25 protein-coding genes are annotated in these 26,872 nt (G+C 67.4%); 4 read left to right on the top strand and 21 right to left on the bottom strand.

Going from position 1 to position 26,872, the window contains the following annotated elements:
- Positions 1–33 precede the first annotated feature (33 nt).
- Genes AC1PPL_RS18725 through AC1PPL_RS18715 form a run of 3 tightly spaced genes read right to left on the bottom strand, consistent with a single transcriptional unit; the run spans position 34 to position 1,453 of the window.
- Complete coding sequence (locus AC1PPL_RS18725) at positions 34–687, bottom strand: 2-hydroxychromene-2-carboxylate isomerase (RefSeq protein WP_015914308.1); 654 nt, start codon at positions 685–687, stop codon at positions 34–36.
- Positions 684–968 carry a DUF1289 domain-containing protein gene (locus tag AC1PPL_RS18720; RefSeq protein ID WP_287923183.1) on the bottom strand — a complete coding sequence of 95 codons (285 nt, stop codon included), beginning with the start codon at positions 966–968 and terminating at the stop codon, positions 684–686. Before AC1PPL_RS18720 ends, AC1PPL_RS18725 begins: the two co-directional genes overlap by 4 nt.
- Positions 965–1,453 carry a YbaK/EbsC family protein gene (locus AC1PPL_RS18715; protein WP_015914310.1) on the bottom strand — a complete coding sequence of 163 codons (489 nt, stop codon included), beginning with the start codon at positions 1,451–1,453 and terminating at the stop codon, positions 965–967. The genes AC1PPL_RS18720 and AC1PPL_RS18715 overlap by 4 nt, the downstream gene beginning before the upstream one ends.
- 113 nt (positions 1,454–1,566) lie before the next feature.
- On the opposite strand from AC1PPL_RS18715, the gene AC1PPL_RS18710 reads away from it, so the two are divergent.
- Positions 1,567–3,300, top strand: coding sequence for a diguanylate cyclase (locus AC1PPL_RS18710; protein WP_479973915.1), 1,734 nt, complete (start codon positions 1,567–1,569; stop codon positions 3,298–3,300).
- Between the two features lie 14 nt (positions 3,301–3,314).
- Here the strand turns inward: AC1PPL_RS18710 and AC1PPL_RS18705 are convergent, their stop codons facing one another.
- Genes AC1PPL_RS18705 through AC1PPL_RS18670 form a run of 8 tightly spaced genes read right to left on the bottom strand, consistent with a single transcriptional unit; the run spans position 3,315 to position 12,615 of the window.
- On the bottom strand, positions 3,315–4,229 hold the full coding sequence (locus AC1PPL_RS18705) for a hydroxymethylglutaryl-CoA lyase (RefSeq protein WP_287803308.1): 915 nt from the start codon (positions 4,227–4,229) through the stop codon (positions 3,315–3,317).
- 28 nt (positions 4,230–4,257) lie between these two features.
- On the bottom strand, positions 4,258–5,178 hold the full coding sequence (locus AC1PPL_RS18700; RefSeq protein ID WP_015914313.1) for a 2-hydroxyacid dehydrogenase: 921 nt from the start codon (positions 5,176–5,178) through the stop codon (positions 4,258–4,260).
- A 38-nt stretch (positions 5,179–5,216) separates the two neighbouring features.
- Complete coding sequence (locus AC1PPL_RS18695; RefSeq protein WP_479973914.1) at positions 5,217–7,235, bottom strand: acetyl/propionyl/methylcrotonyl-CoA carboxylase subunit alpha; 2,019 nt, start codon at positions 7,233–7,235, stop codon at positions 5,217–5,219.
- A complete protein-coding gene (locus AC1PPL_RS18690; RefSeq protein WP_287965888.1) occupies positions 7,236–7,955 on the bottom strand; it encodes a DUF4126 domain-containing protein in 720 nt (239 codons plus the stop codon).
- 6 nt (positions 7,956–7,961) lie between these two features.
- Complete coding sequence (locus tag AC1PPL_RS18685) at positions 7,962–8,744, bottom strand: enoyl-CoA hydratase/isomerase family protein (protein WP_103738668.1); 783 nt, start codon at positions 8,742–8,744, stop codon at positions 7,962–7,964.
- On the bottom strand, positions 8,741–9,250 hold the full coding sequence (locus AC1PPL_RS18680) for a DinB family protein (protein WP_088888300.1): 510 nt from the start codon (positions 9,248–9,250) through the stop codon (positions 8,741–8,743). The genes AC1PPL_RS18685 and AC1PPL_RS18680 overlap by 4 nt, the downstream gene beginning before the upstream one ends.
- 9 nt (positions 9,251–9,259) lie before the next feature.
- Complete coding sequence (locus tag AC1PPL_RS18675; protein ID WP_479973913.1) at positions 9,260–10,864, bottom strand: carboxyl transferase domain-containing protein; 1,605 nt, start codon at positions 10,862–10,864, stop codon at positions 9,260–9,262.
- Between the two features lie 14 nt (positions 10,865–10,878).
- On the bottom strand, positions 10,879–12,615 hold the full coding sequence (locus AC1PPL_RS18670; protein WP_479973912.1) for an AMP-binding protein: 1,737 nt from the start codon (positions 12,613–12,615) through the stop codon (positions 10,879–10,881).
- Between the two features lie 145 nt (positions 12,616–12,760).
- Here AC1PPL_RS18670 and AC1PPL_RS18665 point away from each other — a divergent pair, with 145 nt between their 5' ends.
- Positions 12,761–13,831: an AraC family transcriptional regulator gene (locus tag AC1PPL_RS18665; protein WP_312792657.1), complete on the top strand. Its 1,071-nt coding sequence runs from the start codon at positions 12,761–12,763 to the stop codon at positions 13,829–13,831.
- A 59-nt stretch (positions 13,832–13,890) separates the two neighbouring features.
- On the opposite strand, the gene AC1PPL_RS18660 is transcribed toward AC1PPL_RS18665, so the two are convergent.
- Together AC1PPL_RS18660 and AC1PPL_RS18655 are read right to left on the bottom strand one after the other, a co-directional pair.
- A complete protein-coding gene (locus AC1PPL_RS18660) occupies positions 13,891–14,571 on the bottom strand; it encodes an HAD family hydrolase (protein ID WP_479973911.1) in 681 nt (226 codons plus the stop codon).
- Positions 14,561–16,612, bottom strand: a complete 2,052-nt coding sequence (locus AC1PPL_RS18655) for a diguanylate cyclase domain-containing protein (protein WP_479973910.1) — start codon at positions 16,610–16,612, stop codon at positions 14,561–14,563. Before AC1PPL_RS18655 ends, AC1PPL_RS18660 begins: the two co-directional genes overlap by 11 nt.
- Before the next feature lie 124 nt (positions 16,613–16,736).
- Between AC1PPL_RS18655 and AC1PPL_RS18650 the strand changes: the two genes are divergently transcribed.
- Positions 16,737–18,248, top strand: a complete 1,512-nt coding sequence (locus tag AC1PPL_RS18650) for an ABC transporter substrate-binding protein (RefSeq protein ID WP_479973909.1) — start codon at positions 16,737–16,739, stop codon at positions 18,246–18,248.
- Between the two features lie 85 nt (positions 18,249–18,333).
- Here AC1PPL_RS18650 and AC1PPL_RS18645 read toward each other — a convergent pair whose 3' ends face one another.
- A complete protein-coding gene (locus tag AC1PPL_RS18645; protein ID WP_479973908.1) occupies positions 18,334–18,732 on the bottom strand; it encodes a YchJ family protein in 399 nt (132 codons plus the stop codon).
- 55 nt (positions 18,733–18,787) lie between these two features.
- Between AC1PPL_RS18645 and AC1PPL_RS18640 the strand changes: the two genes are divergently transcribed.
- A complete protein-coding gene (locus AC1PPL_RS18640; RefSeq protein WP_015914325.1) occupies positions 18,788–19,255 on the top strand; it encodes a DUF421 domain-containing protein in 468 nt (155 codons plus the stop codon).
- A gap of 70 nt (positions 19,256–19,325) precedes the next feature.
- Here AC1PPL_RS18640 and AC1PPL_RS18635 read toward each other — a convergent pair whose 3' ends face one another.
- The 7 genes from AC1PPL_RS18635 to AC1PPL_RS18605 all read right to left on the bottom strand — a co-directional run bounded on the left by AC1PPL_RS18635 (position 19,326) and on the right by AC1PPL_RS18605 (position 26,779).
- Complete coding sequence (locus tag AC1PPL_RS18635) at positions 19,326–20,456, bottom strand: acyl-CoA dehydrogenase family protein (protein WP_011806864.1); 1,131 nt, start codon at positions 20,454–20,456, stop codon at positions 19,326–19,328.
- Positions 20,457–20,505: 49 nt separating this feature from the next.
- On the bottom strand, positions 20,506–21,174 hold the full coding sequence (locus AC1PPL_RS18630; RefSeq protein ID WP_479973907.1) for an SDR family oxidoreductase: 669 nt from the start codon (positions 21,172–21,174) through the stop codon (positions 20,506–20,508).
- Between the two features lie 102 nt (positions 21,175–21,276).
- Positions 21,277–22,467: an acetyl-CoA C-acyltransferase gene (locus tag AC1PPL_RS18625; RefSeq protein ID WP_103738677.1), complete on the bottom strand. Its 1,191-nt coding sequence runs from the start codon at positions 22,465–22,467 to the stop codon at positions 21,277–21,279.
- Positions 22,464–24,293, bottom strand: coding sequence for a bifunctional isocitrate dehydrogenase kinase/phosphatase (gene aceK, locus AC1PPL_RS18620; protein ID WP_479973906.1), 1,830 nt, complete (start codon positions 24,291–24,293; stop codon positions 22,464–22,466). The genes AC1PPL_RS18625 and aceK overlap by 4 nt, the downstream gene beginning before the upstream one ends.
- A gap of 37 nt (positions 24,294–24,330) precedes the next feature.
- Positions 24,331–24,993 (bottom strand): carbonate dehydratase, encoded by a 663-nt coding sequence (can, locus tag AC1PPL_RS18615; protein WP_015914330.1) that lies wholly within the window; start codon positions 24,991–24,993, stop codon positions 24,331–24,333.
- Positions 24,994–25,048: 55 nt separating this feature from the next.
- Positions 25,049–26,239 (bottom strand): isovaleryl-CoA dehydrogenase, encoded by a 1,191-nt coding sequence (locus tag AC1PPL_RS18610; RefSeq protein ID WP_011806869.1) that lies wholly within the window; start codon positions 26,237–26,239, stop codon positions 25,049–25,051.
- Between the two features lie 129 nt (positions 26,240–26,368).
- On the bottom strand, positions 26,369–26,779 hold the full coding sequence (locus tag AC1PPL_RS18605) for a MerR family transcriptional regulator (protein ID WP_011806870.1): 411 nt from the start codon (positions 26,777–26,779) through the stop codon (positions 26,369–26,371).
- Positions 26,780–26,872: the final 93 nt, after the last annotated feature.

Here is a 26,872-nt window from a genome sequence, read left to right as displayed (position 1 = left end):
GCGGCCCCGTCGGCCGCCGCCGAGGAATGCGCTTCAGCGCACGGAAGGCAGGCCCGATGGCACCGCGGGGGCCGCATCCCATGCCGGCCCGTCAAACCACGCGTCGCCGTCCAGGTAGGCGCGCAACATAGGCAGGCTGTCGAGCCCCCAGAACAGGCGCCCCTCCACCTCAAAGGCCGGCACGCCAAACACGCCACGGGCCGACGCCTCGTCCGTGTTGGCGCGCAGCAGGGCCTTGGGCAGGGCGCCCGCGCCTTCGGCGTCGGGCCGCAACTGCTCTGCCAGGGCCTGCGCCAGCACGTCCAGGCGCGCGGGGTCCAGCGCATCCTGCCCACCCAGCCAGACATGCCGCAGCACGGTGCCGGCGACATAGCGGTTGACCGTGCCATCGTCGCTGCACGCCAGCGCCTGGCGCAGCAACGGCAGCGGATTGAAGGGGTGGCGCGCCGGCATGTCCAGACCGCAGCCCAGCGCATGGCCCAGCCAGGTGGCGTGCCGGTACGTCCAGTCGCGCTTGGGCGGCACGCCGGCCGGCCCGGGGTTGGCATGCTGCTGCAGCAGCGCGCCCAACAACACCGGCTTGTAGTGCAGGTGGTAGCTCAGCCCCTCCAGTACCTGCGGCAGCCGCTCGAAGGCCAGCCACGCGTACGGCGAGACGAAATCCAGGTAGAACGTGATGTGCTTCATGCCAGTGGCTCCAGCTCTTCGGGAAGGTCCACCCCCGCGCGTTGCAATGCGGCGGTCCAGATCGCGCGGCGCGCGGCGCCATCGGCTTGCGACCAGGCGCGGATCTCGTCGATCGTACGGAAGCACCCCTCGCAATGGCTGCGGTCGGCCGTCATGCGGCAGACCGACACACAGGGCGACGGAACCGGCTCCTGGGAATTTAAGCCAAATTGGCCTCTAGCGCTTATTTCACCAGCGCGAGCAGCTATCAATTCAGAAGCATTCACTGCGGCGTAGCTCATGCGCTGATCTCCTGCACCACGTCGGCCACCGGGGCACCGGTGAGCCGCTGCAGATCGTGCGGGCTCAACTGGAACACGCCGTGGGGATGGCCGGCGGCAGCCCAAATCACATCGAAGCGGAACAGCTCGCGGTCGATGAGGGTGACAGGCGCGGTGGAATGGGCCACGGGCGAGACGCCGCCGATGGCGAAGCCGGTCTTGGCCTTGACGAATTCCGCGTCGGCGCGGCCCGTCTTGCCCACGAGGGCGTCGACCTTCTTCTCGTCCACGCGCCGGTCGCCGGAGGTAACGACCAGCACGGCTGCATCATCGCTCTTGCGCCGGAAGATGATGCTCTTGGCGATCTGCCCCAGCGCCACGCCCAGCCCGTCAGCCGCCTGCTGCGCGGTGCGCGCGGCGTCGTCAAGCATGCGCGGCGCGTGGGGGTGGCGCAGGCGCTGCAACTCGGCAGCCACCCGCTGGGTGCTTTCAGGTAATGCGTGCATAACAGGGCAATGCGGGGCCTGGGACGGCGAAGCGCACGCACGGATGCGGAGTGCCTCGGCGCAGCCACAAGCCCCAGGCGGGGTTACAGTGTGATAGCTGCCATCCATTGTCCATGAACCTGCTTCGCGCCTGCCTGCTCTTGTGGCTTCTCGTCGGCAAACTGGCCTGGGCCGGTGGCGCCCCTGCGGTGCTGGACGATCACCGCAAGGGCCTATCGCTGGGAAGCACCGGCCAGCTTTTGTGGCTCGTGGACGACCTGGGCACCCTCACCATCGACGATGTGCGCGCAGCGGCTACCGATGCGCGCTTCGGCCCGCCCCCCCGCATGCCGCTGCGCGGGGCCACACCGGCCTACCACTGGTTCAAAGTGGTCCTGGAGCAGCGCGCGGCCAGCGGCGACTGGGTGCTGGCCACCCAGACCACGTCTTTGCAGGACGTGCGGTTCTACGGCCCGTTCGATGCGTCGGGTACGGCGCTTGCGCCGCCAGTGCATACGGGCCTGGCGCAGCCCTTCGCCACGCGGCCCCTGGGCAGCGAGCGCTACCTCACGCGCCTGCAGCCCCCGGGCTCGGGCACCTACACGGTCTACGCCCGGCTGTACAGCGAGACGGCGCCGTCCTTCGACCTGTCCGTCTGGGACACGGCCGAATACCTGCAATGGCGCCAGCACAAGCGGCTGTTCGACGGCATCTGCTACGGCATCCTGATCGCACTGCTGGTCTACAACCTCACGCTCGTGGGCATCTTCCGGGACACCACGTACACCTTCTACGTCGGCCAGTGCATCTTCGCGCTGTTGACGCTGGCCACCTTCAACGGCCACACGGCCCATTACCTGTGGGGCGACGCGCCGTGGTGGCAGGAGCGCAGCTATTTCGTATTGCCCAGCCTGTGGCTGTTCTTCGGCGCGCTGTTCACGCGCAGTTTCCTGGACACCCGGCAGACGCCCTTGATGGACGGAGTGCTGGTGGCAATCGGCCTGCTGGCGGCGCTCACCGCCGTGCTCGGCGGGCTCGGGCAATTTGCCATCGCCCAGACGCAGAACGAACTGCTGGCCAGCGCCGGCATCGCGGCCGCGTCGCTCGCGGCCATTCTGGTGCTGCGCCGAGGCTTCACGCCCGCGCGCTGGTACCTGGGCGCGCAGGCGCTGCTGTTCGTCACGGTGGCCGGCGTGGTGCTGAGCAACTGGAAGGTGATCGACGCGCCTTTCATGCTGGCCAACGGCCTGCAGATCGGCGTGGCGGCCGAGATGGTGGCGTTCGCCGTTGCGTTGAGCACCCGCATCGACAGCCTGAACGCCTCCCAGATCGCCCTGCGGCTGCGCGCGGACCATCTGGCCAAGGCCGCGACCACCGACCCTCTCACGGGCCTGACCAACCGCATGGGGCTGACCCAGGGCGCAACGCAACTGCTGTCGGAAGGGGGCACGCACGCCCTGCTGCTGCTCGACCTGGACCGCTTCAAACCCATCAACGACACCTATGGCCATGACGCCGGCGACGAGGTGCTGCGCGCCGTTGCCACACGGCTGCAGACGCACACGCGGTCCGGCGACATCGTGGCCCGGCTGGGCGGTGACGAGTTCGTGGTCATGCTGGCCCACGCGCCCGCGGGCGACGACCTGACGGCGCTGGTCAAGCATCTGGAGTTGGCTATCTGCCAGCCGGTGTACTTCCAGCACCAGGAACTGTGCGTGGGCGTCAGCACGGGCGTTGCGCACAGCCCGCAGGACGGCCCCACGCTGACGGAGCTGATGCGCTGCGCCGACCAGCGCATGTACCAGGCCAAGCAGGCGCACAAGGACGCGGCGCAGCACCCGGCAGCGCCGGCTCTGCCGTTGGCCTGACGCCGGGTGGCCGCTCAGCCCTTGCGCTTGGTGAGCACCGCCACGGCCACGCGCGACTGCGGCTTGCGGCCCAGGAAGTCGCTGATGTAGGCGCCGGCGTCGATCAGCTGGTCCAGATCGATACCGGTCTCGATGCCCATGCCGTGCAGCATGTAGACCACGTCCTCGGTGGCCACGTTACCCGTGGCGCCCTTGGCATAGGGACAGCCGCCCAGGCCGGCCACAGACGTGTCGAACTGCCACACGCCCAGCTCCAGCGCCGCCAGCGTGTTGGCCAGCGCCTGGCCGTAGGTGTCGTGAAAGTGGCCGGACACGTCGTTCAGGTCGTAGTGCTTGAGCGTTGCCTCGATGGCGCGTTGCACCTTGCGCGGCGTACCCACGCCAATGGTGTCGGCCACCCCAATGTGCTGCACGCCGATGCCCTTCATGAGCCCGGCCAGGTATTCCACGCGCTCGGGTGCAATCTCGCCCTCGTAGGGGCAGCCCACGGTGCAGCTCATGGCGCCACGCACATACACGCCAGCGGCGCGCGCGGCTTCGACCACGGGAGCGAAGCGCTCGATGCTCTCGGCAATGCTGCAGTTGATGTTCTTCTGGCTGAAGGCCTCGCTGGCGGCGCCGAAGACCACGATCTCGTCAGGCTTGTCGAGCACGGCCGCCTCCCAGCCTTTCAGGTTGGGCGTCAGTACCGAATAACGCACGCCGGGCACGCGTGTAATGCCTTGCATGACCTCATGGTTGTCGGCCATCTGCGGCACCCACTTCGGAGAAACGTAGCTGGTGACCTCGATTTCCTTGAGGCCCGCCTGCTGCAGGCGGTGCACCAATTCGATCTTGACGGCCGCCGGCACCGGCTGCTTCTCATTTTGCAGCCCGTCGCGCGGGCCCACGTCCACAAGCTTGACGCGGGAGGGGATGTTCGGGTTCATCGGTGGGTGTCCTTGGGTGAGGGATTCGTCAGTAGCCGCGTCCGGCATCCACCACGCCGGCCACGGCCTCGCCGCGCGCGAGCGCCGCGATCTTGCCGGCGATCTGGGCGATGCTCTCGTCGCGCAGCGTGCGTGCCGAAGTGTGGGGTGTGAGGGTGATCTTGGGATGTCCCCAGAAGGGATGCCCGGCAGGCAACGGCTCGGTGCGGAACACGTCCAGCGTGGCGCCCGCCACATGGCCTGCGTCGATCAGCGCGAGCAGGTCCTCCTCGACCAGGTGCGCGCCACGCGCCACATTGATCACGTAGGCGCCGGGCAGGAGGCGGGCCAGCGTGTCGCGGTTCATGATGCCCTGCGTCTCGGGCGTGAGCGGGAGCAGATTGACCAACACGCGGGTAGCGGCCAGGAACTCGTTGAAGCCCTCCTGCCCACTGAAACAGCGCACGCCCGCCATCTGCTTCGGACTGCGGCTCCAGCCGAGCACGGGAAAGTCGAACTGCGCCACCGCGCGCGCCACGCGCTCGCCCAGTACGCCCAGGCCCATCACGCCCACAGGAAAGTCCTGGCGCAGGCGCGGCTTGCGGTAGCTCCACTGGCCCGCCTGCATGGCGGCCTCGTACTGGTCAAACTCGCGGAAATGCCGGATCAGCGCGTGGCACACGTATTCGGCCATCTGCACGGCCATGCCGGCGTCATCCAGACGCACGACGCGCACGGACGGCGGCAGGCGCAGCTTGAGCAGCGCATCCACCCCCGCACCGATGTTGAACAGCGCCCGCAAAGCGGGCTGTTCGTCGATGAACTGCTGGGGCGGTGCCCAGACCACGGCGTAGTCGGCCTGCGGGGCTCCGGGCTGCCAGACGGTAATGTCGGCTCCCGGCAGGGCGGCGGCCAGCCCCTGCAGCCAGGGTTCGGCCTTGGTATCGGTACAGCAAAAGGTAATCTTCATGGCCAACGAGCGTACCGCGGCTGGGCAAGCCCCCGCCGTCACTCGGCGGAAAGCCGCAGCAGTTCTGCGCCTTCGGCCACCTGGTCGCCTGGCGCGTAGAGCAGCTCCTGCACCACGCCATCGGCGGGGGCGGCGATGGTGTGCTCCATCTTCATGGCCTCCATCACCGCCAGGGGCTGGCCCTTGGTCACCTTGTCGCCGGCCTGCACGGCAAACGACACCACCTTGCCCGGCATGGGCGCGGTGAGACGCCCGCCCTCGCTGGCGGCTTCGCCCGCATGGGCCAGCAGGTCCAATGCCTCGATGCGCGTGGCGCCACGGGGGGTGAAGATGTGGTCGGTCTCGCCCTGGGCATAGACCGTTGCGCGGGTGCGCTGGCCGGCGTATTGCAGGTCCAGGCCGCCCGCCCAGGGCGTGAAAGCCAGCGGACCCCGCGCGGCTCCCTCGCCTTCTCCCACGGTCAGTTGGTAGCCGCCATCGCGTTCATAGGTCAGCCAGGCCTTGGCATGTGTGCCATTGAAGTCGAACTCGAAACGCCGGCGGCACGCTACGAGCGAACGCCAGCCGTCGCGGCGGCTGAACGGATTGGCGCCTTCCTGCGCCTGCTCACGCTGCAACTGGCTGGCCACGGCGGCTGCCGCGGCCAAAGGCAGGCCCACGGGCTCTTGGCCGAACAACACGGCCTCTTCGCGCGGGATCAGCGCGGTGTCCAGCCGCGCCTGGGCGAACGAATCGCTCTTCACCACATGGCGCAGGAACTGCACGTTGGTTGCCAGGCCCACGATGTGGGTCTGCGCCAGCGCATCGTCCAGCCGCGCCAGGGCCTGCGCGCGCGTGTCGCCGTGCACGATGAGCTTGGCGATCATGCTGTCGTAGAAGGGGCTGATGGCGTCGCCCTCGCGCACGCCGTCATCCACGCGCACACTGCCCCGTTCGAAGCTGGTGCATGCCGGCTTGCGGTACACGTGCAGCTGGCCGGTGGCGGGCAAGAAGTTGTTGTCAGGGTTCTCGGCGCAGATGCGCGCCTCGATGGCGTGGCCGATGATCTTCAGCTCGTCCTGGCGCTTGGGCAAAGGCTGCCCGCTGGCCACGCACAGCTGCCACTCCACCAGGTCTTCGCCGGTGATGGCCTCGGTCACGGGGTGCTCCACCTGCAGGCGGGTGTTCATCTCCATGAAGTAGAACTTCATCTGCTCGGACGCGTCGTAGCCGCCGGGCTGTTCCACGATGAACTCCACTGTACCCGCGCCCACGTAGCCCACGGCCATGGCGGCTGCCACGGCAGCCTCGCCCATCTGGCGACGCAGGGCCTCGGTCATGCCGGGGGCGGGGGCTTCTTCCAGCACCTTCTGGTGGCGGCGCTGCACGGAGCAATCGCGCTCGAACAGATAGACGCAGTTGCCCTGCGTGTCGCCGAACACCTGGATCTCGATGTGGCGCGGGCGCAGCACGTACTTCTCCACCAGCACGGCATCATCGCCAAAGCTGTTGATGGCCTCGCGCTGGCAGCTGGCCAGCGCCGCGGCAAAGTCCTCGCTCTTTTCCACCAGGCGCATGCCCTTGCCGCCGCCACCGGCGCTGGCCTTGATGAGCACGGGGTAGCCGATACGGTCGGCCTCGCGCTGCAGCAGTTGCGGGTCCTGGTCCTTGCCGTGGTAGCCAGGCACCAGCGGCACGCCCGCCTTCTCCATCAGCTGCTTGGACTCGGCCTTCAAACCCATGTCCTTGATGGCCGAAGGCGGCGGGCCGATGAACACCAGCCCCGCATTGGCACAGGCCTGGGCGAAGTCTTCGTTCTCGCTCAGGAAGCCGTAGCCTGGGTGGATGGCTTGCGCACCCGTGGCCTGGGCGGCCTCGATGATGCGCTCCCAGCGCAGGTAGCTGTCCTTGGGGGCGCTGCCGCCGATATGCACGGCCTCGTCGCAGGCGGCCACGTGCTTGGCCTGGGCATCGGCGTCGGAGTACACGGCCACGGTCTTCACGCCCATGCGGCGGGCGGTTGCGGCCACGCGGCAGGCGATCTCCCCACGATTGGCAATCAGGATTTTTTGGAACATTCAGGCCACCTTGGCGGAATCGGAAAAGAAAGAGGAAATGCGCCGCAGCACGGCGCGCAGGAACTTGAACAGCACCACCAGCAGCAGCGCCGACAGCGCCAGCATCACCACCAGCGCAATGCCGAAGGCCAGCGGATACTGCGTAGCCAGCCAGACCACGCCGACGACCAGGCCGTCCTCAAAGAACGACAGGCCCCAGTTGGAAAACGGCTCGGGCGAGGTGTTGGCCGCCGCCCGCGTGGTCATCTTGGTGGCCAGCGCCGTGGCCGAGAGCGAGCCACCCAGCAGCCCCGCGGCCAGCGCCATGGTGGCGTTGTCGGCACCGAACACGCCAGCTGCCAGCAGCGCACCGGCGGGCACGCGGATGAAGGCGTGGATGGCATCCCAGGCGCTGTCGAACCAGGGCACCTTGTCGGCGAAGAACTCCACCAGCAGCATGAAGCCGCTGGCCATCAGCACCAGCGGGTGCTGCAGCAGCGCCAGCCCCGGCGGCAGCGCCAGCCAGCCGGCCACGCCCATCATGCCCACCAGGAACACCACGGCGTACAGGCGAAAGCCGCTGGCCCAGCCCAGTGCGGCGGCCAGCGCCAGCAGTGCGGGCATGTCCAGCTGCTGCGTGGCGCGCGCAGCCCCTTCGGCTACCGCCTGGGCGGTACCCGCATCGACATGCAGCCCCACGCTGTGGAGCCACTGCACGATCTGGAGCCAGAGCGCGTCCATGGCGGATCAGCCCAGCCAGGAGGGCTTGCGCTTTTGCAGGAACGACTGCACGCCCTCGCGGCCCTCGCTGCTCGCGCGGATGTCGGCAATGCCCTCCACCGTGGCGGCGATGAGTGCGGCGTCGATCTCGCGCCCGGCCACGTCGCGCACCAGCGTCTTGCAGGCGCGCACGGCGTTAGGGCTCGCGGCCGTCAGTGCCTTGAGCAGCTCGTCCACCTGGGCGTCGAGCTGCTCTGCGCCGACCACTTGGTGCACGAAGCCGATGCGCAAGGCCTCGGCCGCGCTGAAGCGTTCCGCGGTGAGGAAGTAGCGGTGCGCGGCGCGCGCGCCCATGGCGCGGATCACGTAGGGGCTGATGGTGGCGGGGATCAGGCCGATCTTCACCTCGGACAGGCAAAAGCCCGCGGTATCGACCGCCACCGCCATGTCGCAGGCCGCGACCAGCCCCATGCCGCCGGCGTACACGTCACCCTGCACGCGCGCCACGGTGGGCTTGGGGCATTCGTAGATCACGCGCAGCATCTCGGCCAGCTTGGCGGCGTCGGCAAGGTTCTCTTGCCGCGTGTAGTCGGCCATGCGGCGCATCCAGTTCAGATTGGCACCCGCGCAGAAGGCCGGCCCCTCAGCGGCCAGCACCACGGCGCGCACGTCCGCGCGGCCCCCGACTTCCGTGAAGGCCGCGGTGATCTCTGCGATCACTTCGTCGCTGAAAGCATTGCGGATTTCGGGCTGCGTCAGCGTGATGCGCGCCACCGCGCCCAACTGGGTGATGGAAAGGTTCTGGCTCATGGCGTATCCGGGTTCTGCAGGAAGTAGACAAGGTCGAGCGTCGGGCACGGCTGGCCCAGCGCGGTGAGTGCCGCCGTGATCTGTCCGCGGTGGTGCGTACCGTGGTTGAACACATGCGCCAGCGTGGCGGCAAACGGCAGCACGGCGGGCGTACCGCGCATGGTGGTGTAAGACAGCGCACCCTCCCAGCGCGCTGGCGCAAAGCCGGCGATCAGCGGCTCCCAGCGCGCGGCGCCTTCCCGCAGCCGCTCGGCCAGGCGCGCGCGATCGCTCTCCACCTCGGCATCCAGCGCCATGCGGGGCGACGCGCCTTCGGCAAAGCGCGCGAACCACAGCAGGTGCTCGCCCACCAGCAGATGGTTGAGCGTGCCATGGATGCTGCGAAAGAACAGGCCCATGTCGCGCCGGTAGTCCGCCTCGGGCAGCACCTGCACGGCTGCCAGCAGGCGCGCCGTGGCCCACACGTTGTAGCGCGCGAGCAGGCTGAAATGGGTAACGGCATCCATGGACGCGCCTTACATGCGGAACACGCCGAACTTCATGTCTCCGATCGGCGCATGGCGCGAAGCCGCCAGCGCCAGCGCCAGCACGCGGCGCGTGTCGGCGGGGTCGATGATGCCGTCGTCCCACAGGCGGGCGGTGGCGTAGTAGGGGTGGCCCTGTTCCTCGTACTGGCGGCGGATGGGCGTCTTGAAGGCCTCTTCTTCCTCCATGCTCCAGCTGCCGCCCTTGCCCTCGATACCGTCGCGCTTGACGGTGGCCAGCACGCTGGCGGCCTGCTCGCCGCCCATCACGCTGATGCGCGCGTTGGGCCACATCCACAGAAAGCGCGGCGAGTACGCGCGGCCGCACATGCCGTAGTTGCCCGCGCCGAAGCTGCCGCCGATGATCACCGTGAACTTGGGCACGTTGGCCGTGGCCACCGCCGTGACCATCTTGGCGCCGTGGCGGGCGATGCCCTCGTTCTCGTACTTGCGCCCGACCATGAAGCCGGTGATGTTCTGCAGGAAGACGAGCGGAATCTTGCGCTGGCAGCACAGCTCGATGAAGTGCGCGCCCTTCTGCGCGCTCTCGCTGAACAGGATGCCGTTGTTGGCCACGATGCCCACGGCCATGCCCTCGATGCGCGCGAAGCCGCACACCAGGGTGTTGCCGTAGCGCGCCTTGAACTCGTCGAACGCACTGCCGTCCACGATGCGGGCGATGATCTCGCGCACGTCGAAGGGCTTGCGCGTGTCCACGGGGATGACGCCATACAGCTCTTCTGCTGCATATTTAGGAGCTACTGGCGCTTGATCCGTGGGTGCTACAGGCTGATTTCTATTCAAATTTTTAACAGCCCCGCGCGCCAGCGAGAGCGCATGCAGGTCATTCTGTGCCAGGTGGTCGGCCACGCCGGACAGGCGCGTGTGCACGTCGCCGCCGCCCAGGTCTTCGCTGCTGACGACCTCGCCCGTGGCGGCCTTCACCAGCGGCGGGCCACCCAGGAAGATGGTGCCCTGGTTCTTGACGATGATGGTCTCGTCGCTCATGGCCGGCACGTAGGCGCCGCCGGCCGTGCACGAACCCATGACCACGGCGATCTGCGCCAGGCCCTGCGCGCTCATGTTGGCCTGGTTGTAGAAGATGCGGCCGAAGTGGTCGCGGTCGGGGAAGACCTCGTCCTGGTTGGGCAGGTTGGCGCCGCCCGAGTCCACCAGGTAGATGCACGGCAGGCAGTTCTGCTGCGCGATCTCTTGCGCGCGCAGGTGCTTCTTCACCGTCATGGGGTAATAGGTGCCGCCCTTCACCGTGGCGTCGTTGCACACAATCATGCAGGCGATGCCGGCCACGCTGCCGATGCCCGCGATCAGGCCCGCGCCGGGCGCGTCGTTGCCGTACATGTTGAGGGCCGCCAGCGGGGCGATCTCCAGGAACGGCGTGCCGGGGTCCAGCAGCATCTCCACGCGCTCGCGCGGCAGCAGCTTGCCGCGCGCCACGTGCTTGGCGCGGGCGGCCTCGCCGCCGCCCTGGGACACGCGCTCGATCTGGGCGCGCAGGTCCTCCACCACGGCGCGCATGGCGGCGGCGTTGGCCTGAAAGTCGGCCGAGCGCGGGTTGAGTTGGGATTCAAGAATCATGGCGGTGGCTCGTTTCAAGCGGTTTTGTCTTCGGCAAGGCCCAGCTCGTCTTTCATGACGTCGCGGATCTTGAACTTCTGGATCTTGCCCGTCACCGTCATCGGGAAGCTGGTAACGAAGCGGATGTAGCGCGGCACCTTGTAGTGCGCGATCTGGCCCTTGCAGAAGGCACGGATGTCGTCCTCGCTGGGGCGCGTTCCGGGCTTGGCGATGATCCAGGCGCACAGCTCCTCGCCGAAGCGCTGATCGGGCACGCCCACCACCTGCACGTCCTGCACCATGGGATGGCGGTAGAGGAATTCCTCGATCTCGCGCGGGTACACGTTCTCTCCGCCGCGGATCACCATGTCCTTGATGCGGCCGACGATATTCACGTAGCCCTCGTCGTCCATGGTGGCCAGGTCGCCCGTGTGCATCCAGCCGCCTTCGTCGATCGCCTCGCGGGTCTTGGCCTCATCGCCCCAGTAGCCGTGCATGACGGAGTAGCCCTGGGTGCACAGTTCGCCGCGCTCGCCGCGCGGCACCACGGCGCCAGTCTCGGGGTCGATGATCTTCACCTCCAGGTGCGGCTGCACGCGGCCCACGGTGGACACGCGCTTGGCCAGCGGCGTTTCGGCGTCGCTCTGGCAGCTCACGGGGCTGGTCTCGGTCATGCCATAGGCGATGGTGATCTCCGACAGGTGCATGTCGCCCACCACGCGCTTCATCACCTCGATCGGGCACGGGCTGCCGGCCATGATGCCGGTACGCAGGGTGCGCAGGTCGAACTCGGCAAAGCGCGGGTGGTCCAGCTCGGCGATGAACATGGTGGGCACGCCGTGCAGGCCGGTGCAACGCTCGGCCTGCACGGTCTCCAGCACGGTCAGGGCGTCGAACCCGTCGTTGGGGTACACGATGGTGCTGCCGTGCGTGAGGCAGGCCAGGTTACCCAGCACCATGCCGAAGCAGTGGTACAGCGGCACGGGAATGCACAGCCGGTCCTCGGGCGTGAGGCGCATGCACTCGCCGATGAAGAAACCGTTGTTCAGGATGTTGCGGTGCGTGAGCGTGGCGCCCTTCGGGAACCCGGTGGTGCCGCTGGTGAACTGGATGTTGATGGGGTCGGTGTTGTGCAGCTGGGCGGCAATGGCGTCGATGCGCGCGTCCTGCGCGTCGCCCCGCGCCATCAGCGTGGAAAACCGCAGCATGCCCGGCTGTTCGTCGCCTTGGCCCGCCACGCCTGAGCCGGCCGCGTCGATCCACACCACCGTGCGCAGCGTGGGCAGGCGCGCGGCCTGCAGTGCGCCGGGCTGGGACGCGGCCAACTCGGGTGCCAGCTCGCGCAGCATGCCCAGATAGTCGCTGGTCTTGAACTGCGGCATGGCCACCAGTGCCTTGCAGCCGACCTTGTTCAGCGCGTACTCCACCTCGGCCGTGCGGTAAGCCGGGTTGATGTTCACCAGGATGAGGCCCACCTGCGCCGTGGCCAGTTGCATCAGCACCCATTCGGCGTTGTTGTGCGACCAGATGCCGATGCGGTCGCCCTTGGCGAGCCCCAGGCCCAGCAGCGCGCTGGCCAGTTGGCGGGCCGCCTGGTGCAGCTCGGCGTAGGTGTAGCGCAGGCCCTGGTGGCGACTGACCAGTGCCTCGTGCGTGGGCTGGCGCTGCGCCATGCCGGCGAAGAAGTCGCCCAGCGTCTGCTCGATGAGGGGGGTGGCGGCACTGCCACGCGCATGGCTCAACGCGGCCGATAGGGTGGATGCGGGTTCCATGGGCTTGTCTCCTGGTCGGGGTGGGCCAGCGCCCGCGCGGGGCCCGGCAACAGGCTGCACAGCATACGCCGCACCCCCGCACGCGCGGTGACCGAGATGGGTCAGAAAGGTTGCAAATTGCGCCACGGAGTTGCAGACTCCACGCATGCCCGACCACCCTGACCCTGCGCCGCCCCCGCCCGCACCCACCGCACTCCTCGCCACGCCCACGGCCGCCACGCCCATGGCGTTTGTGCAGGCCATCGTGCAGGCCTACGCAGCGCGCGGAATGGACGCGGCGCAGGTGCTGGCGCTGGCACAAATCCCGCCAGAGCAGGTTGGCAACTCTGCGGGCCGCATCACGGCGCAGCAGATGGAGGTGCTGTCCGCCGGTGCGATGCGCGAGCTGGACGACGAAGCCCTGGGCTGGTTCTCCCGCCGCCTGCCCTGGGGCAGCTACGGCCTGCTGGCGCGCGCCTCGCTGAGTGCGCCCACACTGGGCCTGGCGCTGGCGCGCTGGTGCCGCCACCACGCCCTGCTGACGGACGACATCACGCTGCACCTGCACGCCGAGGGCGAGCAGGCCACGCTCACCATCGCCGAGCAGCGCGACCTGGGCACGCTGCGCGAGTTCTGCCTGGTTTCCACGCTGCGCAACGCGCTCGGGCTGGCCAGCTGGTTCATCGACTCGCGCCTGCCGGTGCTGGCGGCCGAGTTCCCCTTCGCGCCACCGCCCCATGCGCAGGCCTATGGCGTGCTCTTCAGCGGCCCGACGCGCTTTCAGGCACCGCGCGCGGCGGTGCATTTCGATGCGCGCTACCTCGCGCTGCCGATCACGCGCGACGAGGCGGCCATGCGCCAGATGCTGCAGCACGCACTGCCCCTCACCGTGCGCCAGTACCGCCGCGACCGGCTGCTGGTGCAGCGCGTGCGCCAGGTGCTGGCCGCCCTGCCCGACGCGACCCACAGCGCACACACGCTGGCCGAGCAGCTGCACGTCTCGGCGCGCACGCTGCACCGCCAGCTCAAGGAGGAAGGCGCGTCGCTGCAGTCGCTGAAAGACGAGGTGCGCCGCAGCCGCGCGATCGAGCTGCTGCACCGCAGCGACCGCCCCATCAAGCAGGTGGCGCAGGCCACGGGCTTTGCCAGCGAGAAGAGCTTCATCCGCGCGTTTCGCGGCTGGACAGGCCAGTCGCCCGCGGAGTTCCGCCGCGGCGCGCGCTCCGTAGCGGTATAGACGCTCATTTATTAGTAGCTGCTAGCGCTTACCCAGCAAGCGCTAGAGCCCAATTTGGCTTAAACCGCAACCCGCATGGCCTGCAGCAGCGCGGGCAGTTCTGCCATATCGGCCATGACCTGCACGGCGCCAGCGGCGCGCAGCGCCTCGGCAGAGCCATGGCCCACGGGCGACGGGCTGTAGCCCAGCACCGTGGCGCCCGCGGCCACGCCGGCCGTGACGCCCGTCACCGTGTCTTCCACCACCAGGCAGCGCAGGGGCGGCACGCCCACGGCTGCCGCCGCTGCCAGGTACACGTCGGGTGCAGGCTTGGTGGCGGGCATCTCGTGGCCGCTGAAAACGCGTCCCGCGAACAGCGGCGCCAGGCCCACCTGCGCCAGTTGCATCTCCACCTTCTGCCGGTCGGCGCCGGAGGCACAGGCGATGCGCCCGTGCAGCAGCCCGTGCACGGCGCGCACGGCTTGGGGCGCGTTGGGGATGGCCACCAGCTCGGCCTGCAGGCGTGCGTTGCGGCGCGCGTAGAACTCGGCCATCCACACGTCGGTGAGCGGGCGGCCGGTCTCGGCCTCGATGCGCGCAGCCTCGCTGCGCACGGTCTTGCCGATGAACAGGCGCATGCACTCCTCGGGCGCCAGCAGCCAGCCGGCTTCATTGAGCATCTCGCACAGCACGCCGTTGGTAATGGGCTCGCTGTCCACCAGCACGCCGTCGCAATCGAACAATATCGCTTCAAATGTCATAGGTCAGCATGATCGCAGGCGCGGGCTGCCCGGCCTCGTACAGGGTGGCCGCGCACTGCGCGTCGTAGCTCACCACGCGGTCGCGGCCCAGCTGTTTGGCGCGGTACAGCGCGGCGTCTGCCTGCTGGAACAGGGGCTGGGCCGCGTCCACGCCGGCGCGCGTTTCGGTGCCTGCGGACACGACGTCGGCCGGACGCAGGTGGGCCAGGCCCATGCTTGCGGTGACGGTGAATCCGCCCGGGTTGGCGCGGTGCTCCAGCGACAGGGCGCGCAGCACCTCCTGCAGGCGGTGCGCCACGGCCAGGGCGGCATCGGCGTCCGCGCCCGGCAGCAGCACGGCGAATTCCTCGCCCCCATAGCGCGCCAGCAGGTCACCCGGCCGCCCCAAGGCCGACGCCAGCGCCGACGCTACGCGCTGCAGGCAGAGGTCGCCCGCCACGTGGCCGTAATAGTCGTTGTAGGCCTTGAAATGGTCCACGTCGATCATCAGCAGCGCCAGCGACGAACCCTCGCGCAGCGCCTGGCTCCAGGCGCGCGCCACGGCCTCGTCCAGCGCCAGGCGGTTGGCCACCTGGGTGAGCGGGTCCATGCGCACCTGCGACTCCAGCGCGTTGCGGTAACGCGCGAGTTCGTCCTCGGTGTGCTTGCGGTCGGTGATGTCCTGCACGGTGCCGGTCATCAGCAGCGGCTCGCCGTTGCCGGCGGAGTCGCCGTACTCGCCCCACACCTCGATCCAGCGCACCTGGCCGTCGCCGTTGCGTTGGATGCGGTACTGGGTGCGCAGCGGAATGCGCTCGCTCATGGCACGGCCGTGGATCTCCAGGGTCTGCGCGCGCTCGTCGGGGTGCAGCATCCCCACCCACTGGCGCAGCGTCATGCGCCCGTCGGACGGCAGGCCGAAGATGGCGCTGGCCATGCGCGACATGATGAATGCCTCGCTCTGACCCTCGTAGACGAAGTAGCCCACCGAGGCCGCCTTCTGCGCGTTGTCCAGCCAGCGCAGGTTGCGCTCCAGCTCCGCCTTCAACGCCCGTTCGCGCCGCCAGGCCCGCCCCTGCCACAGCACCACGACGCAGCCCAGCGACAGCAGCCCCAGGCTGACGAACAGGCTCAGGGCCAGCCATTCGCGCCGCTGGGCAGCGGTGAAGGCGTCGGCCACGTCCACCTTGGACACCAGCAGCCAGGGCGAGTCCGGCACCGCGCTGGCCACCGCCAGCACCGGCTGGTTGCGATAGTCGCTGCCGTAGAAGGCGCCCCGCACGCCCGCGACGGCCAGCACCATGGGATCGCGGCTGCCCGGCTCCGCCGGAAGGCGCAGCGCCAGTGGTTCATCGCTGCGATGGCGCAAGGGGCTGAGGAACAAGGCCGTGTCGTCCTGCCGCTCCACCAGCACCGATTCGGCGGTGCGGCTGCTGGTGGGCCAGGTCTCCAGCAATGGGTAGAGCGTGGTGCGCGCATCCATCACCAGCCAGATGGCCCCCAGCGACGCGGTTCCGTCGTACAGCGGCGCCAGCAATCCGAAGAACGGAAAGGCGAAGGCCGGGTCGCGGCGCAGCTCGACAATGCCGGGCTCGGCCCGCGCCAGCGCGCCCTCCAGCGCGCGCATCTCGGGTGGCTGCAGCGTGCCCGTGGCCGGCCCGCCGGCATCCAGGATCAGCCGGCCCTGCGGATCGACGAAATAGGCAGCGGTATAGCGCACATGCTCGACCAGGATGCGCAACCGCTCACGCACCGCCTGTTCGGCGTCAGGCGCCGCCGTTGCGCGCCAGCGGGCCACGGCCTGTGCCAGAAGGCGGTCGTCGGTGAGTGCCGCCGCCTCCCGCAAGCGCCGGCGCCGCCAGTCCGTCACCCCCCGCACCTGCATGTGGTTCACGGCCTGCAGGCCGCCTTCGATCTGATGGCGGTAGCGTTGCTCACGCGCCTGGTAGATGGCATGCACCCCCCAGCCAATCGCCGCAAACAGCAGGGCGACAAGCAACCCGAGCGCCCACCACGCGCGGGCAGGCGCCGGTAGGCGGAGCGAGGCCACAGGCGAAGTCATGGGTGAAAACGGCGCGGGTTGAACCCGCAGGGGACGATAGGAATAGCCAATGTGCCCCTACTATGTCACAGTCTGTAGCATTTGAGCACCGGGGCCACAGGCCCCATCCCTGATGGTGTAGCCCATGCCTGCGCAGCCTCCCACTTCCCTCACCCGCCGTGCCTGCCTGGCCCAGGCCCTCGCGCTGTGCGCTGCGCCGGCCGCCGCGCAGGTCTCACCGCGTGCCGCGGAACGCTCCGTGGTGATCAACCTCTCCCTGGAGCCCGACAGCCTGGACCCCACCATGGCCGCTGCCGCCGCCGTGGGCGAGGTGACGCACTACAACGTGCTGGAGGGGCTGACGCAGATCACGGAAAACGGCGCGGTACAGCCACTGCTGGCCGAGTCCTGGAACACCGACCCGAACGGCCTCGCGTGCACCTTCCGGCTGCGCCAGGGGGTGCGCTTTCACGACGGCAGCGCGCTCAACGCGGCGGCCGTGCGTTTCAGCTTCGAGCGTGCCGTCGCGCCCGGCTCCACCAACAAGTCCCGCAAGGCGCTCTTCGACAACATCGCCACGGTGGTCACGCCCGATGCGCACACCGTCACGCTCACGCTGCACCACCCCGATCCGCACCTGCTCTTCCGCCTGGGCGAGGGGCCGGCCGTGATCCTGCACCCGGACACGGCCGCACGGGCGGCCAGCGCCCCGGTGGGCACGGGCCCCTACCGCGTACAGCGCTGGGAGCGCGGCCAACGCATCACGCTGGTCAAGGCCGAGTCCCACCGCCACGCAGCCCAGGTGCGCATGGAGCGTGCCGTGTACCGCTTTCTGCACGACCTGGAGGCGCAGGACAACGCCCTGCGCGCGGGCGAGATCGACGTGCTGTTCAACTTCGCCACGCAGACGGTGCGGCGCTTTCAGGACAACAGCCATTACCAGGTGTTGATCGGGGCCTCCGGCGGCAAGGGGATGCTGGCGTTGAACCACCGCAGCAAACCCCTGGACGACGTGCGCGTGCGCCGCGCCATCACCCACGCCATCGACCGCGAGGGCTTTATCCGCACCGCGCTGGATGGGCGCGGCGTGGTGATCGGCAGCCACTTCAGTCCCACGGACGCGGGTTACGTGCACCTGGCCAGCCTACACCCCTACGACCCCGCCCGCGCACGCGCCCTGCTGAAACAGGCCGGGGTGCAGACGCCGCTGCGGCTGGAACTGGCCCTGCCGCCCGCACCGTACGCACACGTGGGTGGGCCATTGATCGCCCGCGACCTGGCCCAGGTGGGCATCGAGGCCAACATCCAGCAGCTGAGCTGGCAACAGTGGCTGCAGGGCCCGTTCAAGGGCCAGTTCGACATGACCCTCATCAATCATGTGGAGCCACTGGACTACCGCATCTACACCGACCCGGGCTACTACTTCGGCTACGACAGCCCGGCCTTTCGCGCCCTGGTGGAGCGCCACGCCAGCGCCACCAACGCGCGCGAGCGCCAGATGCTGTTCTCCCAGATGCAGCGGCATCTGGCGCAGGACGCCGTCAACGCCTGGATCTTCGCGCCGCAAATCGGCACCGTGGTGCGCAAGGGGTTGCGCGGCACGTGGATGAACTACCCCATCTTTGCGCACAACGTCGCCGGCATGTGGTGGGAATGACGGCTGAATTACTACAAATTTAATAGCTTCTCGCGCTCACCAGCAAAGGCCTCTGGCGCGATAACACCAGGACCGCAGCCTGGTGTCACTTCAGGTCGCCGTCCACGTAATACCAGCGCCCCTGCTCGCGCACGAAGCGGCTGCGTTCATGCAGGCGAACGCCACGTCCGCCCACGCGGTAGCGGGCGACGAACTCGACCTCGGCGCTGTGCTCGCCGGTCTGCGCGCCGGCGCGCACCTCCAGGCCCAGCCACTTGGCACCGGGTTCGAAGTCGAGTTGCGCCGGGCGGGTGCTGGCGTGCCAGGTGGCCAACAAATAGGCGGCGTTCTCGCGCACGAAGGCGCTGTAGCGCGAGCGCATGAGCGCCTCGGCGCTGGGCGCGGGCTCGGCGTCGAACTGCTCCACGTAGCGGCCGCAGCAGTCGGCATAGGCCAGGGGCCGGCGCCGGTGGGTGGCGCCGCAGGGGCAGGGCTGCAAGGTCATGCGGCGATTATTGAACGTAGACTGCCCCCCTCACGTTGCAGATGGGGAGCCTTGCATGTGGTCTATGGGTGTTCCGTGGTGGGAATTCGTGCTGCGCGGCGTGGTGGTGTATGTCTTTTTGCTGGTGTTTCTGCGCCTGACGGGCAAGCGCCAGACGGGGCAGTACGCACCGTTCGATCTGGTGTTGCTCCTGATCCTCTCGAACGCGGTGCAGAACTCAATGAACGCGGGTGACAACTCGCTCATCGGCGGGCTGATCTCGGCCTCCACATTGATCCTGTGCCATGTGGCGCTGGCGCAGCTCACGTTCCGCATGCGGTGGCTGGAACGCCTGATCGACGGCCACGCGCAGGTGGTCGTGCAGGACGGACAGGTGGACGAGGCGCTGTTGCGGCGCGAGCTGATCTCTCCCAGCGACCTGGCTGCCGCGCTGCGCATGGGCGGCTGCCTGCACACCCACGAGGTGGAGCGCGCCACGCTGGAGACCAACGGCACCATCACCGTGGTGCTCAAGAAGCGCTGACGATTTTACATCAAAATGGCCTATCGCGCCCGTCTGGCGGGCGCGAGTAGCTATTCAATCAATAGCACCATCACGCCAGCGCACGCTGGATGATGATCTTCTGCACGTCGCTCGTGCCTTCGTAGATCTGGCACACGCGCACGTCGCGGTAGATGCGCTCCACCGGGAAGTCGTTCACCACACCATAGCCGCCCAATGTCTGAATGGCGGCGCTGCACACGCGCTCGGCCATCTCGCTGGCGAAGAGCTTGGCCATGGCAGCTTCCTTCAGGCAGGGGCGCCCCGCATCGCGCAGCGCGGCGGCGTGCCAGATGAGCTGGCGCGCGGCCTCGATCTGCGTGGCGCAGTCGGCCAGGCGAAATCCCACGGCCTGGTGGTTGAAGATGGGCTGGCCGAAGCTCTCGCGCTCTTTCGAGTACGCCAGCGCCGCATCAAACGCGCTGCGTGCCATGCCCACGCTTTGCGCGGCGATACCGATGCGGCCACCTTCGAGCGCGCCCAGCGCGATCTTGTAGCCCTCGCCCTCCGCGCCAATGAGGTTCTCGGCCGGGATGCGGCAGTGGTCGAAGTTGATCTGCGCCGTGTCGCTGCTGTGCTGGCCCAGCTTGTCCTCCAGGCGCGCGACCACGTAGCCGGGCGTATTCGTGGGCACCAGGAACGCGCTCATGCCTTTCTTGCCCGCGCCCTTGTCGGTCACGGCAATCACGATGGCCACATGCCCGTTCTTGCCACTGGTGATGAACTGCTTGACGCCGTTGATGACGTACTCGTTGCCTTCTTTGACGGCCGTCGTGCGCAAGGCCGAAGCGTCGGAGCCCACATGCGGCTCGGTCAGGCAGAACGCGCCCAGCATCTCGCCGCGCGCCAGGGGCGTGAGCCAGTCGCGCTGCTGCTGCGCGTTGCCGTAGCGCATGAGGATGGCGTTGACCGGGCAGTTGGTCACGCTGATCGCGGTGCTCGTGCCACCGTCGCCGGCGGCGATTTCCTCCAGCACCAGGGCCAGCGTCAGGTAGTCCAGGCCCGCACCGCCCAGCTCCTCGGGCACGCAGATGCCGTAGGCACCCAAGGCGGCCAGGCCCTGGTGCGCCTCGCGTGGAAAGTGGTGTTCCTTGTCCCAGCGCGCGGCATTCGGCCACAGCTCCTGCTGGGCGAAGTCGCGCACGGCGTCGCGGATCATTTCCTGGTCTTGGGTCAGCAGCATCGTGTCTCCGTAGGGTTCAGTGGTTCTTGAAGTGGCGCGTTGCGCGGGCTTACCAGTGCGTGGCGCGCCGGCCGTCGTGGTGCAGCAGGCGTGCGCGGTCCGCGGGTGTGACCTGCGCCAGCACCGCGCGCATGCCGCGCACGCTGTCGGCCACGGTGAGCGGAGCGGCCTCGCCGCCCATGTCGGTCTGCACCCAGCCGGGGTCGATGGTGACGAGCGTCGCGGCCGGGTAATCGTGCTGCGCCGCTGCCACGGCCATGTTCAGCGCCGCCTTGCTGGTGCGGTACAGCCAGGCGTTGCTGTCCGGCACGCCGCCGATCAGCGACATGGACGAGGACACGAAGGCAAACACGCCGACCGCGGCCTCCACCAGCGGCGCCACCTGCGGAATGACCTGCATGGCGCCCAGCACGTTGGTGTGCATGACGGCGTCGAAGTCCTCGCGCGTGGGCGGGGTGCGCGCACCGGGGCGGCGCATCACGCCTGCAACATACAACGCCAGGTCGGGCTTTTCGCCGTCCAGCATCCAGGCCAGTCCGCTTACGCTGGCGGGCTGGGCCACGTCCACGGTGAGGGCCTGCGCGCCCAGCGCCTGCACCCGCGCGCGGCCGGCTTCGTCACGCACCGTGGCCAGCACGCGCCAGCCGTCGGCCGCGTACTGGCGCACCAGCTCCAGACCGATGCCGCGCGACGCTCCAATCACCAGGACTGTGGACATAAGTGATAAGCCAAATAGGCCGCAAGCGCTTATTCATCAAGCGCTAGCAGCTATTAAAAAAAGAGCGCCACTGCGTGTGCAGGGGCGCCCATGGCTGGCGGGTCAGACCAGTTCGATGGCCATGGCCGTGCCTTCGCCGCCGCCGATGCACAGCGTGGCCAGGCCCTTCTTCTTGCCATGGCGCTGCAGCGCGTGGATCAATGTGACGATGATGCGCGCGCCGCTGGCGCCGATGGGGTGGCCCAGAGCGCAGGCGCCGCCATGCACGTTGACCTTGTCGTGCGGCACGTTCAGCTCGGCCATCAGCGCCATGGGGACGACGGCGAAGGCCTCGTTCACCTCCCACAGGTCCACGTCCTGCACCGTCCAGCCGGCCTTCTTCAGTGCCTTCTGGGTTGCACCCACGGGGGCGGTGGTGAACCACTCGGGCGCTTGCGAATGCGTAGCGTGCGCCACGATCTTGGCCAGGGGCTTGCAGCCCAGTTGCTGGGCGGTGGACTGGCGCATCAGCACCAGGGCGGCGGCGCCGTCGTTGATGCTGGAGCTGGAGGCGGCGGTGATGGTGCCGTCCTTCTTGAACGCGGGCTTGAGGCCGGCGATCTTGTCCAGCTTGGCCTTGGCCGGGCCTTCGTCGATGCTCACCGTCACATCGCCCTTGCGGGTCTTGACCGTGACGGGTGTGATCTCGGTTGCGAAGGCGCCGCTTTGCGTCGCCTGCTGCGCGCGCTTGACGCTTTCGATGGCAAAGGCGTCCTGCTGCTCGCGCGTGAAGCTGTACTTGGCGGCGCAGTCCTCACCAAAGGTGCCCATGGAGCGGCCAGCCTCGTAGGCGTCTTCCAGGCCGTCGAGCATCATGTGGTCGTACACCTTGTCATGGCCCATGCGGTAGCCGCCGCGCCCCTTCTTGAGCAGGTAGGGGGCGTTGGTCATGCTCTCCATGCCGCCGGAGACCATCACGTCGCGGCTGCCGGCGATCAGCTGGTCGTGGGCCAGGATGGTGGCCTCCATGCCCGCGCCGCACATCTTGGACAACGTCACCGCGCCGGTGCTCTGCGGCAACCCACCCTTGAAGCCCGCCTGGCGCGCAGGCGCCTGGCCCTGGCCGGCCATCAGGCAGTTGCCGAACAGTACCTCGTCCACCTTCTCGGGGGCAATGCCGGCACGCTCGACGGCGGCCTTGATAGCAGCGCCGCCCAGGTCATGCGCCGCGAGGTCGGCAAAGTCGCTCATGAAAGCGCCCATGGGCGTGCGCGCGGCGCTGACGATGACGACGGGGTCGTGGTGTTGGCTCATGTGGAATCTCCTTGGGTTTGAAATGAAGAAGGGCTTGCGCAGCGAAAGCGCCGCGCGCTGTCATAGGGAAACACGTCGTACACGTGGCCGGCCTGGATGCGTTCCTTGTGCGACTGCCAGAACTCCACGTCCAGCAGGTCGGCGTGGTGGCGCATGAACGCCTCGCGCACGGCGTCGTTACCCAGCAGGAACGGGCCGAAGGTCTCGGGGAACACATCGTGCGGCCCCACGGGCCACCAGACCTCGCCAGACACTTCGTCCTCCTCACAACGCGGCGGCGGCACGCGGCGGAAGTTGCAGTCGGTGAGGTATTCAATCTCGTCGTAGTCGTAGAACACGACCTTGCCATTGCGGGTGATGCCGAAGTTCTTCCAGAGCATGTCCCCGGGGAAGATGTTGGCCGCGACCATGTCCTTGATGGCGTTGCCGTATTCGGTGACGGCATGCTCCAGCGCGCTGCGTGCCTCGGGCTTGTCGAGCCCGGTATCGAAACATTCCTGCAGGTGGATGTTCAGCGGGATCATGCGCCGCTCGATGTACAGGTGCGCAATGATGACCTCCTGGCGGCCATCGCCGTCGCGGTCGCTGATCTCCATCTGGCTCGGCGCATGCCTGCGGATCTCCTCGATGAGTTCGTCGGAAAAACGCTCGCGGGGAAAGGCAACCAGGCTGTATTCCAGCGTGTCGGCCATCCGTCCCACGCGGTCGTGCTGCTTGACCAGCAGGTACTTGCCCTGCACCTGTTCACGCGTGGTGTCCTTCGGTGCTGGGAACTGATCCTTGATGAGCTTGAAGACGTAGGGAAAGCTCGGCAGGTCGAACACCAGCATCACCATGCCCTTGATGCCGGGGGCGATGCGGAATTTGTCGGTGGAATAACGCAGGTGGTGCAGGAAATCGCGGTAGAACAGCGTTTTGCCCTGCTTGGCCAAGCCCAGCGCGGTGTAGAGCTCGGCACGGGGCTTGCGCGGCATGAGGCTGCGCAAGAACTGCACGTAGGCACTGGGGATCTCCATGTCCACCATGAAGTAGGCCCGCGCAAAGGAGAACAGCATCTGCAGATCGTTCTCGCCGAATAGCACGGCGTCGATCAGCAGGCGACCACCCTCGCCATGCAGGATGGGCAACGCAAACGGCAGTTCGTTATAGCCGTTTATGACCTTGCCGACCAGGTACGCACCCTTGTTGCGAAAGAACAGGCTGGACAGCACCTGGACCTGAAAGTTGGTGCGCAGCTTGACCGCGCCGAGGCGCTGCTGCAGGGCCTGCACCACGTAGCCCGCATCGCGCGGCAGGTCCTCGAAGTCCCGCTGCAGCGCGCAGTGCTCGACGATCCGCACGACGGTCTCGTGCAGGTTGTCGCGCGACGGGTAGTAGGCGCGATAGGTGGGCCGCGCCCCGGGGTCGTCGCTTTCGATGTACTCCGTGCTCACCGCGGGTCGCACGAAGATGAAGTCGTTATGGAAGTGCGTGCGGTGCAGGATCTTGGTGGTGACCGAATTGAAGAAGGTCTCGGCCAGCTCGGGCTGCAGGTGGTTCACCATGAGCCCGATGTAGTGCAGCTTGATCTGGTGCCACACCTCCATGGACTGGTCGCCCGCGTGGAACTCCTTGTCGAGGCGGCGCACGCACTCCTTGACGCGCAGGTCGTAGAACTCGATGCGCTCGCGCTGGGCGCGTTGCTGGCCATGCCAGTCGGCGGTCTCGAAGCGGTGCTTGGCGCGCGCAGACTCGGCGCGAAACAGGCGGTAGTGGCGGTTGAAGCCATCCATCATCGCCTTGGCGATGTCGTAGGCCTGCGGGGCATCGAGTCGCTCGGGAAACATGACCGTGCCTGCAGAACCGCGCGCAGTGCGGTGCGCCCTATTGGCGCACGCGGCTGGCCACCAGGGCCACCGCCTGGCGGTGCGCCTCGCCGAGCCCCGCCACGTCAGGTACGGACATCTGCAGATTGGTGATCAAGCCGTTGTTCAGGCTGTAGCACCATCCGTGCAGCTGCACCTTCTGACCACGCGCCCAGGCATCCTGCATCACCGTGGAGTGGGCGATGTTCATCACCTGCTCGATCGCGTTGAGTTCGCACAGCGCGTCGTGGCGCCATTGCACGTCCATGCCTTCAAGCAGGGCAGCGTGCTTGTCGCGCACGTCCTTCACATGGCGGATCCAGTTGTCCGCCAAACCAATGCGTGCGTCCTGCAGCGCCGCCAATACACCACCGCAGCCGTAGTGGCCCACGACCATCAGGTGCTCGACCTTGAGCTGGTCGACCGCGTACTGGATGGTCGACAGGCAGTTGAGGTCGGTGGGCACGACCACGTTGGCGATGTTGCGGTGGACGAACACCTCGCCCGGCTCCAGCCCCGTGATCTGGTTGGCCGGTACGCGGCTGTCGGAGCAACCGATCCACATGTAGCGCGGTTTCTGCTGCGCCAACAAGCCGGTGAAGAACCCTGGCCGGTCACGCTCCATCCGTTCCGCCCACTCGCGGTTGTGGGCAAACAGCTCGTCGATGGAGGCGGTGGTCATAAAGGCAATCCTTTTCTTCTTGCTGTGAATGAATGAGCGGCGTCGGCGCGGGCCATCAGCAGGTTTCGGCAAACAGCTCCCGGCCGATCAGCATGCGGCGGATCTCGCTGGTACCGGCGCCGATTTCGTAGAGTTTCGCATCCCGCCACAGGCGACCGAGCGGATATTCGTTGATATAGCCGTTGCCACCGTAGATCTGCACACCTTCGCCGGCCATCCAAGTGGCTTTCTCGGCGCACCAGAGGATGACGCTGGCGCAATCCTTGCGCACCTGGCGCACGTGGTCGGAACCCAGCATGTCCAGGTTCTTGGCCACGGTGTAGGCGAACGAGCGGCCCGCCTGCAGCACGGTGTACATGTCGGCCACCTTGCCCTGGATGAGCTGGAACTCGCCAATGCTCTGGCCGAACTGCTTGCGGTCGTGGATATAGGGCACCACGTTGTCCATCACGCTCTGCATGATGCCCAGCGGCCCACCCGTCAGTACGGCGCGCTCGTAGTCCAGGCCGCTCATCAGCACTTTGGCGCCATTGTTCACGCCGCCCAGCACGTTCTCAGCCGGTACCTCGACGTTCTGGAACACCAGTTCCCCGGTATGACTGCCGCGCATGCCGAGTTTGTCGAGCTTCTGCGCAATGCTGAAGCCTTGCATGCCTTTTTCGATAAGGAAGGCGGTCACGCCACGCGCACCCAGTTCAGGCTCGGTCTTGGCGTACACCACCAGCGTGTCGGCATCCGGACCATTGGTGATCCACATCTTGGAACCGTTGAGCAAGTAGTAGCCGCCCTTGTCCTCCGCACGCAGCTTCATGCTGATCACGTCGGAGCCGGCACCGGGCTCGCTCATGGCAAGGGCGCCAACGTGTTCCCCGCTGATCAGCTTGGGCAGGTATTTCTTACGCTGTGCTTCGTTGCCATTGCGGTTGATCTGGTTCACGCACAGGTTGCTGTGCGCGCCGTAGCTCAAACCCACCGATGCGCTGGCGCGAGAAATCTCCTCCATGGCCACCATGTGCGCGAGGTAGCCCATGTCGGCACCACCGTATTGCTCCGGCACGGTGATACCCAACACGCCCAGATCACCGAACTTGCGCCACAGGTCCATGGGGAACTGGTCGTTGCGGTCGATCTCGGCAGCGCGAGGCGCAATCTCGGCTTGCGCGAATTCGCGCACCGCGTCGCGCAGGGCGTCAATGTCTTCGCCCAACTGAAAGTTCAGGCCTGGCAACTGGGTAGCGGTGCTCATGGGTGTCTCCTCGGAAGATGATCTCTCACGGGTCGTTGGCTCGATGTGTCCCCACTGCGATACGCCCAAGACGACGACGCTACAGGCCGGACAAAGCCAGGACGCGCAAATATGACGTTTACGTAAACGTCAATTATCCACGACTTTAGGTGTTGGGGCTTCAATTTTTTGAAGCAGTTCCTGAGCCTCGCGCTCATGCTCCCGCACCTCGTCCAGATTGGCTTGCAGATCCGTCATCTGGGACTCCAACTGCCTGCGATGAACCGCGAGAACCTCTAGGAACTTGCGCAGTTGCACCCCCGTGTCACGAGGGCTGTCGTAGAGGTCGATGATTTCTTTGGCTTCGGTGAGCGATAGACCCAGGCGCTTTGCCCGCAGTGTCAATTTGAGCCGTGTGCGATCGCGTGCGCTGTAAATCCGATTCCGTCCCCCGGGACCTGCCCGTTCCGGACGCAGCAAGCCCATGTCCTCGTAGAACCGCATGGCGCGAGTCGTGAGATCGAATTCTTTGGCAAGGTCACTGATGGTGTAGGTAGCCATGCATTGCAGACCGGGAGATCTGCTCCAATGTAGCGTATTAGTTGACGTGAACGTCAATGCTACAGCAGATACATCCCCGTCAACACACCAAGC

The sequence above is a fragment of the Diaphorobacter sp. B2A2W2 genome, assembly GCF_056730635.1.
The sequence above is the reverse complement of the archived record's forward strand: the minus strand, read 5'-3'. Positions and strand labels throughout refer to the sequence as shown.

What these genes read in the sequence shown, in the direction of transcription:
- AC1PPL_RS18665 (WP_312792657.1), top strand. Translation starts at nt 12,761, where the DNA reads ATGCCCGACCACCCTGACCCTGCGCCGCCCCCGCCCGCACCCACCGCA.
- aceK (WP_479973906.1), bottom strand. Translation starts at nt 24,293, where the DNA reads ATGTTTCCCGAGCGACTCGATGCCCCGCAGGCCTACGACATCGCCAAG.
- AC1PPL_RS18680 (WP_088888300.1), bottom strand. Translation starts at nt 9,250, where the DNA reads ATGGATGCCGTTACCCATTTCAGCCTGCTCGCGCGCTACAACGTGTGG.
- AC1PPL_RS18655 (WP_479973910.1), bottom strand. Translation starts at nt 16,612, where the DNA reads ATGACTTCGCCTGTGGCCTCGCTCCGCCTACCGGCGCCTGCCCGCGCG.
- AC1PPL_RS18705 (WP_287803308.1), bottom strand. Translation starts at nt 4,229, where the DNA reads ATGAACCCGAACATCCCCTCCCGCGTCAAGCTTGTGGACGTGGGCCCG.
- AC1PPL_RS18695 (WP_479973914.1), bottom strand. Translation starts at nt 7,235, where the DNA reads ATGTTCCAAAAAATCCTGATTGCCAATCGTGGGGAGATCGCCTGCCGC.
- AC1PPL_RS18700 (WP_015914313.1), bottom strand. Translation starts at nt 5,178, where the DNA reads ATGAAGATTACCTTTTGCTGTACCGATACCAAGGCCGAACCCTGGCTG.
- AC1PPL_RS18640 (WP_015914325.1), top strand. Translation starts at nt 18,788, where the DNA reads ATGTGGTCTATGGGTGTTCCGTGGTGGGAATTCGTGCTGCGCGGCGTG.
- AC1PPL_RS18605 (WP_011806870.1), bottom strand. Translation starts at nt 26,779, where the DNA reads ATGGCTACCTACACCATCAGTGACCTTGCCAAAGAATTCGATCTCACG.
- AC1PPL_RS18685 (WP_103738668.1), bottom strand. Translation starts at nt 8,744, where the DNA reads ATGAGCCAGAACCTTTCCATCACCCAGTTGGGCGCGGTGGCGCGCATC.
- AC1PPL_RS18690 (WP_287965888.1), bottom strand. Translation starts at nt 7,955, where the DNA reads ATGGACGCGCTCTGGCTCCAGATCGTGCAGTGGCTCCACAGCGTGGGG.
- AC1PPL_RS18635 (WP_011806864.1), bottom strand. Translation starts at nt 20,456, where the DNA reads ATGCTGCTGACCCAAGACCAGGAAATGATCCGCGACGCCGTGCGCGAC.
- AC1PPL_RS18625 (WP_103738677.1), bottom strand. Translation starts at nt 22,467, where the DNA reads ATGAGCCAACACCACGACCCCGTCGTCATCGTCAGCGCCGCGCGCACG.
- AC1PPL_RS18720 (WP_287923183.1), bottom strand. Translation starts at nt 968, where the DNA reads ATGAGCTACGCCGCAGTGAATGCTTCTGAATTGATAGCTGCTCGCGCT.
- AC1PPL_RS18715 (WP_015914310.1), bottom strand. Translation starts at nt 1,453, where the DNA reads ATGCACGCATTACCTGAAAGCACCCAGCGGGTGGCTGCCGAGTTGCAG.
- AC1PPL_RS18710 (WP_479973915.1), top strand. Translation starts at nt 1,567, where the DNA reads ATGAACCTGCTTCGCGCCTGCCTGCTCTTGTGGCTTCTCGTCGGCAAA.
- AC1PPL_RS18630 (WP_479973907.1), bottom strand. Translation starts at nt 21,174, where the DNA reads ATGTCCACAGTCCTGGTGATTGGAGCGTCGCGCGGCATCGGTCTGGAG.
- AC1PPL_RS18660 (WP_479973911.1), bottom strand. Translation starts at nt 14,571, where the DNA reads ATGACATTTGAAGCGATATTGTTCGATTGCGACGGCGTGCTGGTGGAC.
- AC1PPL_RS18645 (WP_479973908.1), bottom strand. Translation starts at nt 18,732, where the DNA reads ATGACCTTGCAGCCCTGCCCCTGCGGCGCCACCCACCGGCGCCGGCCC.
- can (WP_015914330.1), bottom strand. Translation starts at nt 24,993, where the DNA reads ATGACCACCGCCTCCATCGACGAGCTGTTTGCCCACAACCGCGAGTGG.
- AC1PPL_RS18725 (WP_015914308.1), bottom strand. Translation starts at nt 687, where the DNA reads ATGAAGCACATCACGTTCTACCTGGATTTCGTCTCGCCGTACGCGTGG.
- AC1PPL_RS18650 (WP_479973909.1), top strand. Translation starts at nt 16,737, where the DNA reads ATGCCTGCGCAGCCTCCCACTTCCCTCACCCGCCGTGCCTGCCTGGCC.
- AC1PPL_RS18610 (WP_011806869.1), bottom strand. Translation starts at nt 26,239, where the DNA reads ATGAGCACCGCTACCCAGTTGCCAGGCCTGAACTTTCAGTTGGGCGAA.
- AC1PPL_RS18670 (WP_479973912.1), bottom strand. Translation starts at nt 12,615, where the DNA reads ATGGAACCCGCATCCACCCTATCGGCCGCGTTGAGCCATGCGCGTGGC.
- AC1PPL_RS18675 (WP_479973913.1), bottom strand. Translation starts at nt 10,864, where the DNA reads ATGATTCTTGAATCCCAACTCAACCCGCGCTCGGCCGACTTTCAGGCC.